The sequence below is a fragment of the Gordonia aichiensis genome, from assembly GCF_039946255.1.
GTDB classification, from domain to species: Bacteria; Actinomycetota; Actinomycetes; order Mycobacteriales; family Mycobacteriaceae; genus Gordonia; species Gordonia aichiensis_A.
In genome coordinates this window covers 1-15,610 of the sequence record NZ_JBCDWL010000016.1, presented here as the reverse complement: position 1 = coordinate 15,610, position 15,610 = coordinate 1, and the positions used below count along the sequence as shown (strand labels likewise).

Below are 15,610 nucleotides of genomic sequence, written 5' to 3'. Positions count from 1 at the left end.
TTCCTCGGTCACCGTAGCGACGCTCCATTTCGAGGCGAACCGCCTGTGCGCAAACTACCCTGGCAACGGCATCGTCGGGTCTACCCTGACGAGCAGATTGTCGGCGTCGGCCGCAATCTCCCCACGACCGGGGATGATCCGTAGGCTCCTTGATCCCACGAATCCGGAAGTCACTGTTCCCCGCCACCGCGGGGTTTGGTGATTGGGCCGCTCCAGCAGCCCAATCACCACCCAACGTCGTCCGTTCGAGTCAAATAACGAACTAGGCGCCTTGCTCTAGAGGACATTTAAATTACGGTCTATCCATGCCTCACATACAACATCAGCCCTCTGACAATCCGCATCCGCGCTTGTCGGTCGCAGCTCAGTCCCTGTGGGCCAAGTCTGATTACGACGATCCGACCGCGTGGCTTCCCCTCTACTTGCACATGGCCGACGCAGCCGCGGTGGCCGAGATCCTCTGGAGCGAGTTCCTGCCTCCGGCCACCCGCGAGGTCCTGACGTCGGCTCTCGACGGCGATCTCGACCTGACGCGCCGCGTCGCCGTGTGGCTGGCCGCGGCACACGATCTCGGCAAGGCGAGTCCGGCGTTCAGCATCCAAGTCGACGGACTCCGGGAGCGCGTCGAGGAAGCCGGCCTCCCGTTTCACCCGTCCGTGCCCCACAACCGGTCGAAGCTGCCGCATTCGACGGCGAGCTTCCTCATCCTCGTCAGGTGGTTGACCCACGCCCGCGATCTGCCGCCGCCCCAGGCCATCCGCTTGGCCGCCGTTCCGCTCGGGCATCACGGCGTATTCCGCACGCCGTCGCCGGAGATCGCCGACGGCAGCATCGAGCTCCTGGGAACCGGAACAGCGTGGGAGGGCGTCCAAGACGAGCTCGCAGACCACGCCGCCGAGCTCGCCGGCTTGACCGACGACGACTTCGCTCGCCTCGCAGCCCTCCCCCTGCCGCAGACGGCTGCGATCGCCGCCACCGGGCTGACGATTCTCGCCGACTGGATCGCCTCGAACGCCGAGTTCTTTCCTCTGCGATCGGCTCCCCGCGCGCCCACTGCCGCCCCCTCGGCGATGGGCAGGCTCGGTCTGCCGTCACCGTGGGCGGCGGCAGCGCCCGACGATCGCGCCCTGTTCTCCCGACACCTCGGCCTCGACAGCCCGCGGCCCCTCCAGGTCGGTCTGGTAGACCTCGCCCGCGCGCTCACCGAGCCCGAGCTGCTGATCCTCGAAGCGCCGACCGGTGAAGGCAAGACCAAGGCCGCCCTGGGCGCCGCGGAGATCCTCGCCTCCCGCTTCGGCCTCGGCGGCGTGCTGTTCGCGCTGCCGACCCAGGCGACCTCCGACGGCATCTTCGGCGTCGTCCGGGACTGGCTGGGATCGATCGAGACCACCGCAGACGTGTCGCTGAGCCTGGCGCACGGCAAGGCCGCCTTCAACACCGACTTCCAACAGGTCCCCAAGACTGCGGCCATCTTCGACACCGACACCTCCGGCACCGAGGGCCGCGCCGTGGCCCACTGGTTCCTCACCGGGCGGGGCAAGCTCGCGACGATGTCCGATTTCGTCGTCGGCACCGTCGACCAGCTGCTCATGGCGGCCCTGTGCGCCAAACACGTCGTGCTCCGGCATCTCGGCGTAACCGGGAAGGTGGTGGTGATCGACGAGATCCACGCCGCCGACGTGTTCATGCGCCAATACCTGTGCCGCATGCTCACCTGGCTTGCGGCCTACGACGTCCCCGTCATCGCCATGTCGGCCACGCTGACGCCGTCGATCCGCCACGAACTGCTGGCCGCCTACAACGACGGCCGCGGGCGCCGGACCCCTCGCGCCGGCACCGGCGGCACCGCGTATCCGCGCATCACGCACACCGCGCCCGACGGCGCCGCGGTCGTCGCGCTGCCCGCATCCGCTCGGTCATCGACGATCCGACGGAGCGAGCTGGCGGGCGGTACCGACGATATCGCCGCCGCGGCGCTGGCGGCCGCACGTCGCGGCGGGAACGTGGCGGTCATCTGCAACACCGTGCGCCGAGCCCAGGACGTGTTCCGCGCGATCGGTGAGACCGCCGACGACGTCGAACTGGAACTGTTGCATTCACGGTTCCTCACACCCGAGCGGATCGACAAGGAGCAGCGGTTGCGGGCCCGGCTCGGGCCGTCGGCTCAGCACACCGATGGACAGCGGCCCCTCGTCGTGGTCGCCACCCAGGTCATCGAGCAGTCCCTCGACATCGACTTCGACGTGATGTTCAGCGACATCGCCCCCGTCGATCTGCTGTTGCAGCGCGCCGGCCGACTGCACCGCCACGAGTGGAAACACGAGACGCGCCCTCCCGCGCATCGGACCGCGACGTTGATCTTCACCGGATTCGAGCGCACCGAGGGTGAACCGCCCCGGCTGGACCGGGGCTGCACCGCCGTCTACGGAGCCGCGGCACTGCTACGTGCCATCGCGACCTTGGACGAGCACTTCGGAAATCACGACACCATCGTCAGTCCCGATCACGTGGCCGATCTCGTGACCCGCGCCTACGAGACCATCGGCCCGCCCGCCGGCTGGGAGGACGCCTGGGCCCGGGCGCAGGAGAAGGACGACGACCTGCGCCACGAGAAGCGGCGGCGGGCCAAGGGCTTCCTCATTCCATCGCCGGCGCGACGAGATCTGGTCGGGTGGGCCGATCAATCGGCCGCCGATGCAGTCGACGAACGTGCCGTCGCTCAGGTCCGCGACGCCGAGGACAGCATCGAGGTGGTGGTGATCCAGCGGATCAACGGTTGCCCGATCATCCCGGAGTGGGCCGCAGAGCATGCCGGCGCGCAACTGGATTTCGCAACCGTCATCGACGACGACATCGCCGTCGCGGCGGCGAAGAACACCCTCCGCCTCCCCGGCTATCTCAGCAGTGCGGGCATCGGGGACCTGCTCATCGACGACCTCGAGCAGAACTGCATCGACACCTGGCAGAACTCGCGGTGGCTCAAGGGCGTGCTGCCCCTGGTGTTGGACGCGAACGGCGACGCCGAGCACGTCGGCCACCTCTTCCATTACGACACCGACCTCGGTCTCGTCGTCACCCGATCGGAGAACTCATGACCGGCCCCGCCTTCAATCTCGTCGACGAACCGTGGATTCGAGTCCGGCTGGTGGACGGAACCCCGGACACCGTGTCGCTGCGCCAACTGTTCCATCGGTGCACGCAGATCCGCCGGATCGCCGGCGACCTCCCGACGCAGGACTTCGCGATCCTCCGGGTCGCGTTGACGGTGCTGTACCGGGCATGGGGCTCCGACGACGAGATCGACCAGCTCTGGAACTCCGAGACCCTGCCGCTGGAAGACATCGACGACTATCTCGACCACTGGCACGACCGGTTCGATCTGTTCGACGACACTCATCCGTTCATGCAGGTCGCCGGACTGCAGAGCACCTCGGGCGAGACGCGACCGCTGACCCTCCTGGTGCCCGACGCCCCCGGTGTCGGCGCTCTGTTCACCATGCGTCGAGATGTCCCCGACATCGGTTTCGCGGAAGCCGCGCGGTGGCTCGTCCACTGCCAGGCCTACGACTTCGACGGCATCAAGTCCGGTGCCCTCGACGATCCGAGGACGAAGGGCGGGAAAGGTTATCCCGTCGGGGTGGGCTGGGCGGGGTGGCTCGGCGGACTGTATCTGGAAGGGGCCGACCTGCGGGAGACCCTGCTGCACAACTGGGTGCCGTCGGACGATCGGGACGAGGACGACGCCGCGCTGTGGGAACTCAATCCACTCACGCCAGCTCCACGTCCGGCCGCCCGGATCGGGCCGTTCGGCCCGGCCGGACTGTTCACCTGGCCGATTCGTCACATCCGACTGTTCCCGACCGATGACGGCGACCGGGTGAGTCGGGTTCTCATCTGCGTCGGCGATCCGATCGCCAAAGCCAACCAGCGCAAGGTCGAGCCGATGACGTCGTGGCGCTACAGCGAACCGCAGACCAAGAAGGAGAAGTCGGCCACGCCGCTGTACATGCCGCGCGCCCACGATCCGAGTCGAGCCCTGTGGCGCGGCCTGAGCGCCCTGCTCCCCGCACCGACGCAGAAGACCGATGCCAAGGGCACCGTGATCGCCTTTCCGTCGCGGATCGTCGAGCAGCTGGCACTGCGGGTGGTGCGGCAACAGGTTCCGAACACACTGATCGGACTGGTATCGGTCGGTGTCGAGTACGGACCGCAGATGTCGACGTACGCCGAGATCTTCACCGACCGGCTGGTGCTCCACCCGGCCATCGCCGACGCCGCGGGGTCGGCGCGCGCATGCGTCATCGACGCCGTCGACCGCGCCGACGATGCGGTCTCGGCGCTCGCCCGCCTGGCCGGCGACCTGGCCACAGCCGACGGCGGCGACCGCGCGGTCGCGGCGACGACGGCCCGTGCGGCCGGCTACAGCGCTCTCGATCAGCACTTCCGGGCCTGGATTCAGCACGTCGACAACTCCCGTGACAGCCACGAGCTGTCTCAGGCCTGGTACGGCCTCGTCCGCGAGACCCTCACCGACCTCGCCGACCAGATGCTCGATTCGGCGAGTCCACGATCGCGGGCGATCCGCCTGGTCGACGGCAGCGAGATCTCCGCGGGCACCTCCGCCAACTGGTTCCACCATCATCTGCGCAAACACCTCCCCGACAGCCGAAAGGACGCCGACCGATGACCAGCACCGACGAACCTCGCACGAGGTACGGGGTCGACAGACACGTCGCCCAACGGGCCGCCGAACTCTATGCCGGTCTGCGGCGCGACAGCGGTGCCGCCGTCGGCGCCCTCGCAAAGCTCCGTCGCGCCGCCGGATCGGAGCCCGGCACCGACCCGGCCGCCTGGCAGGTCGCGTTCCTCGGCTACCCCGCTCCCGACGAGGACTGGCCGTTCCCGACGTACGACGAGCAGGGGATCTATCTGGCGATGACGCTCTTCGCCCTGCACCAGCAGTCGAAGAACGACCCGATGCACGTCGACGGCCCCTCCCTGGGAACCGCACTGAACCGACTGGCGCACGCCGGTGGCGACGGCCCCAGCGAATCGGTGATCCGGCGGTTCAACGCGCTCGTCACCGCAGACACCGGCGAGGAGACGCGGTGGCATCTGCGCAGCCTCGTCGGTCAGCTTCGCGCACACGGCATCCCGCTGGACTACGGGCTCCTCGCGGCGGACCTCGCCGCGCTGGCCGGCCGACGCCGCAAAGGCGAGCCCGACGGAGCCGGGCGGCGCCGGGTGCAGTTGCGGTGGTCCCGCGACTTCAGCCGGGCGCCCAAGGCCGCCACCCCCTCCGAAACCGACTGATACCTCTTCCCCCACCGCTAGGAGCAACCATGTCCCTCTTCATCGATTTCCACGCGATCCATCCCGTTCCGCCCGCCAACATCAACCGCGACGAGGACGGGAGCCCCAAGTCGGCCGTGTTCGGCGGCACCCGCCGGGCCCGCGTCTCCAGCCAGGCGTGGAAGCGCGCCATGCGGCACGACTTCGACGGGCATCTGGACACCTCCGAGCTCGGGATCCGCACGTTGCGCATGGTGGATCAGATCGCCGAGCGCATTCGGACGTTCGACGATGCCATCGACGACGCCACCGCCCAGGCGCGGGCCACCGAGGTGCTCAGTGCCACCGGGATCAAGGTGGAGAAGGTGAAGCCGCGCAAGACCGATACCGATCAGACCGAATACGCCAAGACCGGCGCGCTGCTGTTCTTGAGCAATCCGCAGATCGACGCGCTCGCCGAACTGGCGACGACCACCGAGGACAAGATCGACAAGAAGGAGGCGAAAGCAGTCCTCGCCAAAGGCAATTCGATCGACCTCGCACTGTTCGGGCGGATGATCGCCGACGCTCCCGACATCAATGTCGATGCGGCCGCACAGGTGGCGCACGCCCTCGGCACACACACCGTGGTGCCCGAGTTCGACTACTTCACCGCCGTCGACGATAAACAGTCGGAGGACAATGCGGGTGCCGGGATGATCGGTACCGTCGAGTTCAACACCGCCACGCTGTACCGGTACGCGACGGTCAACGTCACACTTCTGACCGAGAATCTGGGATCGACCGAGGCCACCGCGCGCGGCGTGGAGGCCTTCGCGCGAGCGTTCATCACGTCGATGCCCACCGGTAAGCGCAACACGTTCGCGAACAAGACGCTCCCGTCGTTCGTGCTCGCGACGATTCGCGCCGACCAGCCGATCAATCTCGCCGCCGCTTTCGAGGACGCCGTCCGCCCCGCCGGCGGGCTCACCAAGCGATCGGTGGAGAAGCTCATCGCCGAGGCCGAACGCGTCTACGCCGCGTTCGACGCCGCACCCGACGCCTCGTACGCGATGTCGACGGTCGAGGTGGAGGGCCTGGGCGAGTTCGCTGAACCGGTCAGTCTGAACGCACTGATCGACGCGCTCGGCTCACAGGTCCGCGACCGTGTCGGGAGCGCGCAGTGACCACCCTGCTCATCGGGTTGTCCGGACCCCAGCAGTCGTGGGGTGATGCGAGCCGGTTCACTCAACGTCAGACACGTCCCGAACCGACGAAGAGCGGGGTTATCGGACTGCTCGCGGCCGCCCTCGGTCGTCGCCGCACCGAACCGATCGAGGATCTCGCAGGCTTGACGTTCGGGGTCCGCACCGATCAGGCCGGTCGGGTCGAGCGCGATTTCCAGACCGAGATCGACTGGCGGACGAGAAAGGCCAAGGCTCTGACCAACCGCTACTACCTGGCCGATGCGCGGTTCGTCGCCGCGGTGTCCGGGCCCGACGACCTTCTCGAAGGACTCGTCGCCGGGCTCCGGCAACCGACGTTCCCGCTCTATCTGGGTCGGCGCGCGTTCCCGCCGGCGGGACCGATCCGCGGCCGGTTGGTCGACTCGGGTGTTCGCGACGCGCTCATGGCCGCGGACTGGACTGCGAGCGACTGGTATCGGCGGAAACAGGGCGAAACCGTCCGACTGCCGATCGTCCGGGACGCCGAACCGGGCGAGGCGGCAGCCGAATCCGTCCGCGACTTCCCGGTAAGTTTCGACCCCGATCATCGGAAGTACGAATGGCGCGACGTGGTGCACGAGATCGCCCGGGTGCCCAATCCTGATTCTGCTCGTCCGGAGAGTCGGCCCGACTGGCTCGCGGCGTTGGGAGGCAGCTGATGTACATGTCGCGAATCGCGCTCAATCGCCGCCGCCGCGGCGCCGTCAAACTCCTCGGCAACCGCCATGCGATGCACGCGGCGGTGATGTCGTCGTTCCCGCCCGGCACGCCGACCGACACCGCCGAGGGGCGGGTGCTGTGGCGGATCGATCGGCGCGACGAGGGCACCGAACTGTTGATCGTCAGTCCGGCGAAGCCGTGCCTGACCCACATCGTCGAGCAGGCCGGCTGGCCGGATTCGGTATGGGAGACCCGCGTGTACACCGATTTCCTCGCACGGATCCGCAGCGAACACGAGTACGTGTTCCGGTTCACCGGGAACCCGACCCATCGGATGACCGGCGCGGATGGCCGGAAGCAGATCGTCGGCCATGTGACGAACGAGCAGCAGCGGAACTGGTTTCTCGACAAGATCGCCGATCACGGGTTCGTCGTCGTGTCCGGGCAGGGCCATTCGATGGGAGATGATGCGGCGGGAGAGGAGGAACTCGTTCTGCGTGAACGGGACACTGCCGTCTTCAGTCGCCAGTCGCGTCGCGTCACGCTGGTGACTGCGGCGTTCGAGGGCCGAGTGCGCGTCACGGACGTCGACCGCGCGCGGCACGCCCTCACGCATGGGATCGGTCGTGCCAAGGGGTACGGCTGCGGTCTCCTCACCCTGATGCCGGTGGACTGACGATGGAGATTCCAGGAGTCCGGCCCGCGCGCCCGAGTGAGCTGGTCAGGGTCCGTGACCGATTGTCGTTCGTCTATGTCGAGCGGGCGACGATCGGTCGCGACGACAGTGCGATCACCGCGACCGATGACGCCGGGGTCGTTCATATTCCGGCAGCATCGCTCGGGGCGCTCCTGCTCGGTCCCGGAACACGGGTCACGCATCAGGCGATGGTATTGCTCGCGGACAGCGGCTCCACTGCGGTCTGGGTCGGCGAGCGCGGAGTTCGGTACTACGCGCACGGTCGGCCCCTCGGGCGGACGACGCGCCTGCTCGACGCCCAGGCGCGGGCCGTCAGCAATACGCGCGAACGTCTCGCCGTCGCCCGGGCGATGTACGAGATGCGATTCCCGGACGACGACGTCGCCGGTTGCTCGATGCAGCAGTTGCGGGGCCGTGAGGGGGCGCGCGTGCGCGGCCTGTATCGGACGCACTCGGAGCGGACCGGGGTCGAGTGGGCTCGGCGCGATTACGATCCCCTCGACTTCGCCGGTTCCGACGTGGTGAATCAGGCGCTGTCGGCAGCGCATTCCTGCCTGTACGGCATCGTGCATTCGGTCGTCGTCGCACTCGGGTGCAGTCCCGGCCTCGGATTCGTCCACACCGGTCACGACCGTTCGTTCGTCTACGACGTCGCCGACCTGTACAAGGCCGAGATCACCATCCCAGTCGCCTTCGACGTCGCCGAAACCATTGAGCGAGAGGACCTTCCCGAAGACGACGTCGGCGGCATCACCCGTCGTGCCGTCCGCGACGCCGTCCGATCCGGTGCGATCCTGACACGCTGTGTCCGCGACATCCACCAACTGCTGCTACCCGGTGACGATCGCGGGAACGTCGACGACGACTACGCCGACGTCATCGAGTTGTGGGACAACCGGAGCGGAAACGTGGTCGGCGGCACCAACTTTGCACCCGATGACGAGGAACTGCCGTGGTAGTCGTCGTTCTCACCAACTGTCCGGCGAAGCTCCGCGGCCATCTGACGCGCTGGCTTCTCGAAGTCAGTGCCGGCGTGTACGTCGGTCACGTGTCTGCGCGTGTGCGCGACCTGCTGTGGAGCCAGATCATCGAGTACGTCAAGGACGGCAAGGCGATCATGGTTCACAACTCCGATGGCGAACAGCGGCTCGCGTTTCGAACACACCGTCACGAGTGGGAGCCGGTCGACTTCGACGGCGTCATGCTGATGCGTCGTCCGACCGACAACGCGACCACGCGCGGTCGGGTGCGAAAAGGCTGGAGCACCGCGTCGCAACGCCGACGACGCCGCGGATAGCCCCTTCCACACGCGTTCGACCGTCGGCGCGAACCAAAGTGATACTGAAAGCGACTTCCTGCCTGTAATATCGCTGGTCAGGAAGTGTGTTCCCCGCGCGAGCGGGGATGGTCCCGCGTTCGCCGACAAGGTCTTTGATGAGTGGGGGTGTTCCCCGCGCGAGCGGGGATGGTCCCCCGTCAGCAGTGCGCCGGTCAGCGGGTTGATGGTGTTCCCCGCGCGAGCGGGGATGGTCCCTTTCGTGCCGGCCCAAGCTGTGAAGGCCAGCAGTGTTCCCCGCGCGAGCGGGGATGGTCCCGGTCCGCGACGCCGATGCCCTGACCACTCTCGGTGTTCCCCGCGCGAGCGGGGATGGTCCCGTCTAGCGCTTGTATGTCGCCATACAGTCATGGTGTTCCCCGCGCGAGCGGGGATGGTCCCGCAGAGCCCGAGGTGGTGGAGTCATGAGCACCGTGTTCCCCGCGCGAGCGGGGATGGTCCGGACATCCGCAATGGCTAACCCACAGAAGGCCAGTGTTCCCCGCGCGAGCGGGGATGGTCCCGCTTCCTTGTGGAAGACGATCCTCATGCCGACGTGTTCCCCGCGCGAGCGGGGATGGTCCCGTGAGGTCGCTCATCCGAGTTCATCAGCGGGGGTGTTCCCCGCGCGAGCGGGGATGGTCCCACGATCGGCTCTTGTCCCTGGGGTGCGGGGAAGTGTTCCCCGCGCGAGCGGGGATGGTCCCAGTTCGACGACGGCGGCGAGGAGGTCGGTGCGTTGGTGTTCCCCGCGCGAGCGGGGATGGTCCGCGCGGCTCGGTCGTCCGCTGACGACTGACGAGGTGTTCCCCGCGCGAGCGGGGATGGTCCCTGCCCGCACCCCTTCGCCATATCCGCAGCCGAGTGTTCCCCGCGCGAGCGGGGATGGTCCGGCGGCTCCGAAGCGGCAGGCGACGAAGCGGGAGTGTTCCCCGCGCGAGCGGGGATGGTCCCGTGTCGAGCATCCGACTGTCGACGACGGCCGCGTGTTCCCCGCGCGAGCGGGGATGGTCCCAAGCCTCGTACCCGGCTGATTTCCTCGACTGGGTGTTCCCCGCGCGAGCGGGGATGGTCCCCATCGCATCCGACCACGCAATCGGCTGCGGACGTGTTCCCCGCGCGAGCGGGGATGGTCCCTACTCCGGCTATCTCTCTGCCGACATTGACGTGTGTTCCCCGCGCGAGCGGGGATGGTCCCTTCGCCTTCTACTGTCGGCTTCCAAGGGATGGGTGTTCCCCGCGCGAGCGGGGATGGTCCCCCCCAACATCTTGAGTCCCGAAAGCAGTTTCTGTGTTCCCCGCGCGAGCGGGGATGGTCCCCCGGCACGCACCAAGGATGAGGTGCTGTCTCGGTGTTCCCCGCGCGAGCGGGGATGGTCCTCCCGGCCACCCTCGACAGTCGACGCGAAGCACGTGTTCCCCGCGCGAGCGGGGATGGTCCCAGAATCATCGAGGCAGAGAGGGAAAGGCCTAGGTGTTCCCCGCGCGAGCGGGGATGGTCCCCCCATTCGGGCGCACCAGTCAGTCGGACCCGCGTGTTCCCCGCGCGAGCGGGGATGGTCCCACGACAGCGAGGGTCCGGCTCGCGGTGAGGTCGTGTTCCCCGCGCGAGCGGGGATGGTCCCGGCGTCCGCTGTCGAGGCCGAGGGTGATCTGCGTGTTCCCCGCGCGAGCGGGGATGGTCCCGCAAGTCCGCATAAGAAACGGCCCCGGTGCTGGTGTTCCCCGCGCGAGCGGGGATGGTCCGGCGGTCGTCGGTTCCGGCCAGCAGGCTGCGGCGTGTTCCCCGCGCGAGCGGGGATGGTCCCGTCACGCCCGACCAGGTCGTCGCCTACCTGTCGTGTTCCCCGCGCGAGCGGGGATGGTCCCTAGAAGCCGCGCGGCTCGAACACACGCGCAAGGTGTTCCCCGCGCGAGCGGGGATGGTCCGTCGTCCCGCGACTCATAACATCTCCTCGGTGAGTGTTCCCCGCGCGAGCGGGGATGGTCCTGTGTCGGCGGACGGGTTTTCGTGCGCGTGCGGGTGTTCCCCGCGCGAGCGGGGATGGTCCCATCGCCGAGATGATTCTCGGCCACCCGCATCAGTGTTCCCCGCGCGAGCGGGGATGGTCCCCGGATCGTCTCATTCGGCAGATACAGCGTCTCGTGTTCCCCGCGCGAGCGGGGATGGTCCGTGCGGCTTGCACTCCTCCAGGCTGACGACCGCGTGTTCCCCGCGCGAGCGGGGATGGTCCCAGCTGCCGACACGATCGGCAGGCTCGCCGCACGTGTTCCCCGCGCGAGCGGGGATGGTCCCTAGGGATGTGTATATCACGCGTGCCCGTGCTCGTGTTCCCCGCGCGAGCGGGGATGGTCCGATTCAGGTCGACACGACGCCGGACGGGAAGTCGTGTTCCCCGCGCGAGCGGGGATGGTCCGCGCGGCTCGGTCGTCCGCTGACGACTGACGAGGTGTTCCCCGCGCGAGCGGGGATGGTCCCGCAGGATCGCGCCACGCAGGATCGCCTTCGCCGTGTTCCCCGCGCGAGCGGGGATGGTCCCCGCTCGCCGGGATTCGCTGTTTCCTCCCACTCGTGTTCCCCGCGCGAGCGGGGATGGTCCCTTCTCGTCACGACTCTTGCTCGCGGTATGGGCGTGTTCCCCGCGCGAGCGGGGATGGTCCCCGGCCGAAGTTGTGGCGGCCGGTCAGCTGGATGTGTTCCCCGCGCGAGCGGGGATGGTCCGGCCATCGAAGATGGTGCCGCCATTGACGGCGCGTGTTCCCCGCGCGAGCGGGGATGGTCCCCGCCTCATCGCCGCGTCCGCGAACCACCGCGGGTGTTCCCCGCGCGAGCGGGGATGGTCCGATCCAGGATCGCATGGCTGCAATGGCATTTGGGTGTTCCCCGCGCGAGCGGGGATGGTCCCCCGCGCCCGGCGTCGTACCGACAGCCGTCACAGTGTTCCCCGCGCGAGCGGGGATGGTCCCATCAAGTACGGGACGCTCGTCGTGAGCTTCGAGTGTTCCCCGCGCGAGCGGGGATGGTCCCTGACTATGGTCTGCCCCAACCGATCCGCCGACGTGTTCCCCGCGCGAGCGGGGATGGTCCCGAACTTGTACATTTACGAACTCCCATTCCCTCGTGTTCCCCGCGCGAGCGGGGATGGTCCCGTACTGCGACCTGTACTTGCCGATCGTGTTGTGTGTTCCCCGCGCGAGCGGGGATGGTCCCAAGGAGAACTCCACGCCTGGCCCCTCTGACTAGTGTTCCCCGCGCGAGCGGGGATGGTCCCGCACTCCATCAGGAGCTGGGGGTCACTCGCATGTGTTCCCCGCGCGAGCGGGGATGGTCCCAGAATCATCGAGGCAGAGAGGGAAAGGCCTAGGTGTTCCCCGCGCGAGCGGGGATGGTCCCGGCAAAATCCGACACTGATCGTGACTTCCGTGGTGTTCCCCGCGCGAGCGGGGATGGTCCGGCCCAGCAGGTTCGACCCTGCCCGGCGCATCCGTGTTCCCCGCGCGAGCGGGGATGGTCCGCAGCAGCTCAAAGCCGATTTCGAGGCCGAGAAGTGTTCCCCGCGCGAGCGGGGATGGTCCCGGTCGCGGCCGGAAGCAATGGAGCCACCGGTTGTGTTCCCCGCGCGAGCGGGGATGGTCCCATGGTCGCCGCGCTCGGCCGCATCGGAGCATCGTGTTCCCCGCGCGAGCGGGGATGGTCCGCTCCCACCACGACAGGTGAATGGTCCCAGCCCGTGTTCCCCGCGCGAGCGGGGATGGTCCGTCAGGCGGGTGTGACGTCGATCCAGGTGCCCGGTGTTCCCCGCGCGAGCGGGGATGGTCCCCAAGGACGTCGCCACACCACAGTGGCGTGCCTGTGTTCCCCGCGCGAGCGGGGATGGTCCCGGCGCCCGCCGACGCGCCCTACGCGCCCGCATGTGTTCCCCGCGCGAGCGGGGATGGTCCCTCCAGGTCCGTCAACTCAGGTGGGATCGCGATGTGTTCCCCGCGCGAGCGGGGATGGTCCCGCAGCACGGACATTCTTGCGACGACTGCGGACGTGTTCCCCGCGCGAGCGGGGATGGTCCCCGGGAACCAGAGTTCACCAAGCTCCCCGCCACGTGTTCCCCGCGCGAGCGGGGATGGTCCGGCTTCACACCCGACAACGCCGAGCCACCCTTCGTGTTCCCCGCGCGAGCGGGGATGGTCCCTCCGCCGACACCTCAGTGCGCGTCGCCGTCCGGTGTTCCCCGCGCGAGCGGGGATGGTCCCCGTCTGGAATTTCCGAAAAGTTGCCTGTGACCGTGTTCCCCGCGCGAGCGGGGATGGTCCGTCGGCGTTCTCCATGTAGCGGACCAGAAGTTCGTGTTCCCCGCGCGAGCGGGGATGGTCCCGACACCACAGACTCAGGCGCATCCCACACCATGTGTTCCCCGCGCGAGCGGGGATGGTCCGCCCGCGGTCACCGACCCCGCCGGGAGCACCGCGTGTTCCCCGCGCGAGCGGGGATGGTCCCGAGTCGCGCAGCTTCCTTCCGGGAACGCTTCGGTGTTCCCCGCGCGAGCGGGGATGGTCCCCCGTGCGAGCACACCCGCATGCCCCGCAAGGAGTGTTCCCCGCGCGAGCGGGGATGGTCCCTGGGCGGGCATCTCCCTGCGCAGGCCGGTCACGTGTTCCCCGCGCGAGCGGGGATGGTCCGGCGTTCGGCGACTCGATCGTCTGGCCACCATTGTGTTCCCCGCGCGAGCGGGGATGGTCCCGCCGCCGGATCAAACTCGCCACGCATCATCAAGTGTTCCCCGCGCGAGCGGGGATGGTCCCGCCTCTTTGGTCGCGTTCTCTGAGAGTGCCATGTGTTCCCCGCGCGAGCGGGGATGGTCCCCGACAGCACACCCTCGCCCGACAGTGGTGCGGGTGTTCCCCGCGCGAGCGGGGATGGTCCCCGTCACGACGTCAACCGACAGCACACCCTCGCGTGTTCCCCGCGCGAGCGGGGATGGTCCCGGGAAGCTGTATGTGTGGTCGGGGACGCAGTGGTGTTCCCCGCGCGAGCGGGGATGGTCCCGAAACACTCTTCGCGACATCGGTGCCGTGCCGGTGTTCCCCGCGCGAGCGGGGATGGTCCCTTGCCGGCCATATCCCACGCCGAAGCATCGATGTGTTCCCCGCGCGAGCGGGGATGGTCCCAGCGGCCCCAACTCGTGCGGATCGCCCCTATCGTGTTCCCCGCGCGAGCGGGGATGGTCCGGCCGCGGACTACCGGAACTGGCCGATGGTCGTGTGTTCCCCGCGCGAGCGGGGATGGTCCTGTCCCCGGCCGCGAGCGACACGGACAGGCCGCGTGTTCCCCGCGCGAGCGGGGATGGTCCCTGGGGCGACTGTTCGGGCGCCATGTCGGCGTTGTGTTCCCCGCGCGAGCGGGGATGGTCCGTCAATCGTCATGACCGGGTGCGGTGCCTGCCGGTGTTCCCCGCGCGAGCGGGGATGGTCCTGTGATTCCGCCGCAGATCGATCCGGATACTGAGTGTTCCCCGCGCGAGCGGGGATGGTCCCCGCGGACCAGAGACTGAATCCCCGGATCCTTCGTGTTCCCCGCGCGAGCGGGGATGGTCCCTCGGCGTAGCTCACATCGGGGTCACCGCCGGAGTGTTCCCCGCGCGAGCGGGGATGGTCCCGTCGACTGCACTTGATCGAACGCCCCCGAATCGTGTTCCCCGCGCGAGCGGGGATGGTCCGTCGGCGCAGGATGCGACCGTCAGATCGCCCTCGTGTTCCCCGCGCGAGCGGGGATGGTCCGGTCACGTCCACGCAGCATCTCGATCTGGTCGGGTGTTCCCCGCGCGAGCGGGGATGGTCCCGGCAAGCAGTACAGCACCGAGTGCATCGTCTGGTGTTCCCCGCGCGAGCGGGGATGGTCCGCTGCGTCGCATTGAAACCGCCGTCCGCGTACCGTGTTCCCCGCGCGAGCGGGGATGGTCCATGTCCACGGGTCACTCGATGCGGACGAGAAAGCGTGTTCCCCGCGCGAGCGGGGATGGTCCGGACCCCCGCCTCTCGGACGCCGCGTCGAGCTGGTGTTCCCCGCGCGAGCGGGGATGGTCCCACGAGTGACGCCGGGAAGCCGGTGTCTGCGGCGTGTTCCCCGCGCGAGCGGGGATGGTCCGCGCCTGACCAGGAGATCATCGTGGATGGACCGGTGTTCCCCGCGCGAGCGGGGATGGTCCCGTCGCGGCGTGCAGTGGCGGCACCATCGAAGAGTGTTCCCCGCGCGAGCGGGGATGGTCCGACATCCGGCGCTTCCAGCTCTCGCGGCCAATCGTGTTCCCCGCGCGAGCGGGGGTCAAGTCCCTGGTAGTGGTGTAACTCGTTTCTGATCCTTCGTTGGTGATCAGGCGGGAAGTTGCATCAGGTCGTCTGTGGCTACCTCCGTCGTTGGGCTGGTGTCGGTGTTCAGGGTGAGGCGGC

The 15,610-nt window shown here is 68.5% G+C and carries 8 protein-coding genes and 1 CRISPR repeat array; all 8 genes read left to right on the top strand.

The genetic code is table 11. The annotated features are described in order from the left end of the window. The first annotated feature begins 305 nt into the window (after window positions 1–305). Genes cas3 through cas2e form a run of 8 tightly spaced genes read left to right on the top strand, consistent with a single transcriptional unit; the run spans window position 306 to window position 9,151 of the window. Window positions 306–3,095, top strand: coding sequence for a CRISPR-associated helicase Cas3' (cas3, locus tag AAFO60_RS16310; RefSeq protein ID WP_347957280.1), 2,790 nt, complete (start codon window positions 306–308; stop codon window positions 3,093–3,095). Beyond that, a complete protein-coding gene (gene casA / locus AAFO60_RS16305; protein WP_347957279.1) occupies window positions 3,092–4,687 on the top strand; it encodes a type I-E CRISPR-associated protein Cse1/CasA in 1,596 nt (531 codons plus the stop codon). Before cas3 ends, casA begins: the two co-directional genes overlap by 4 nt. Further along, a complete protein-coding gene (gene casB / locus AAFO60_RS16300) occupies window positions 4,684–5,313 on the top strand; it encodes a type I-E CRISPR-associated protein Cse2/CasB (RefSeq protein ID WP_347957278.1) in 630 nt (209 codons plus the stop codon). Before casA ends, casB begins: the two co-directional genes overlap by 4 nt. Before the next feature lie 29 nt (window positions 5,314–5,342). Then, the gene (cas7e, locus tag AAFO60_RS16295; RefSeq protein ID WP_347957277.1) at window positions 5,343–6,458 is read left to right on the top strand and encodes a type I-E CRISPR-associated protein Cas7/Cse4/CasC; all 1,116 of its coding nucleotides are present in this window, start codon (window positions 5,343–5,345) and stop codon (window positions 6,456–6,458) included. Then, complete coding sequence (cas5e, locus tag AAFO60_RS16290) at window positions 6,455–7,156, top strand: type I-E CRISPR-associated protein Cas5/CasD (protein ID WP_347957276.1); 702 nt, start codon at window positions 6,455–6,457, stop codon at window positions 7,154–7,156. Before cas7e ends, cas5e begins: the two co-directional genes overlap by 4 nt. Then, window positions 7,156–7,833, top strand: a complete 678-nt coding sequence (gene cas6e, locus AAFO60_RS16285; RefSeq protein WP_347957275.1) for a type I-E CRISPR-associated protein Cas6/Cse3/CasE — start codon at window positions 7,156–7,158, stop codon at window positions 7,831–7,833. The genes cas5e and cas6e overlap by 1 nt, the downstream gene beginning before the upstream one ends. Before the next feature lie 2 nt (window positions 7,834–7,835). Then, window positions 7,836–8,813 carry a type I-E CRISPR-associated endonuclease Cas1e gene (gene cas1e / locus AAFO60_RS16280; RefSeq protein ID WP_347957274.1) on the top strand — a complete coding sequence of 326 codons (978 nt, stop codon included), beginning with the start codon at window positions 7,836–7,838 and terminating at the stop codon, window positions 8,811–8,813. Beyond that, window positions 8,807–9,151, top strand: coding sequence for a type I-E CRISPR-associated endoribonuclease Cas2e (gene cas2e, locus AAFO60_RS16275; protein WP_347957273.1), 345 nt, complete (start codon window positions 8,807–8,809; stop codon window positions 9,149–9,151). The genes cas1e and cas2e overlap by 7 nt, the downstream gene beginning before the upstream one ends. A gap of 86 nt (window positions 9,152–9,237) precedes the next feature. Next, window positions 9,238–15,430: direct repeats of the CRISPR family, unit length 28 nt; unit sequence GTGTTCCCCGCGCGAGCGGGGATGGTCC. Window positions 15,431–15,610 lie beyond the last annotated feature (180 nt).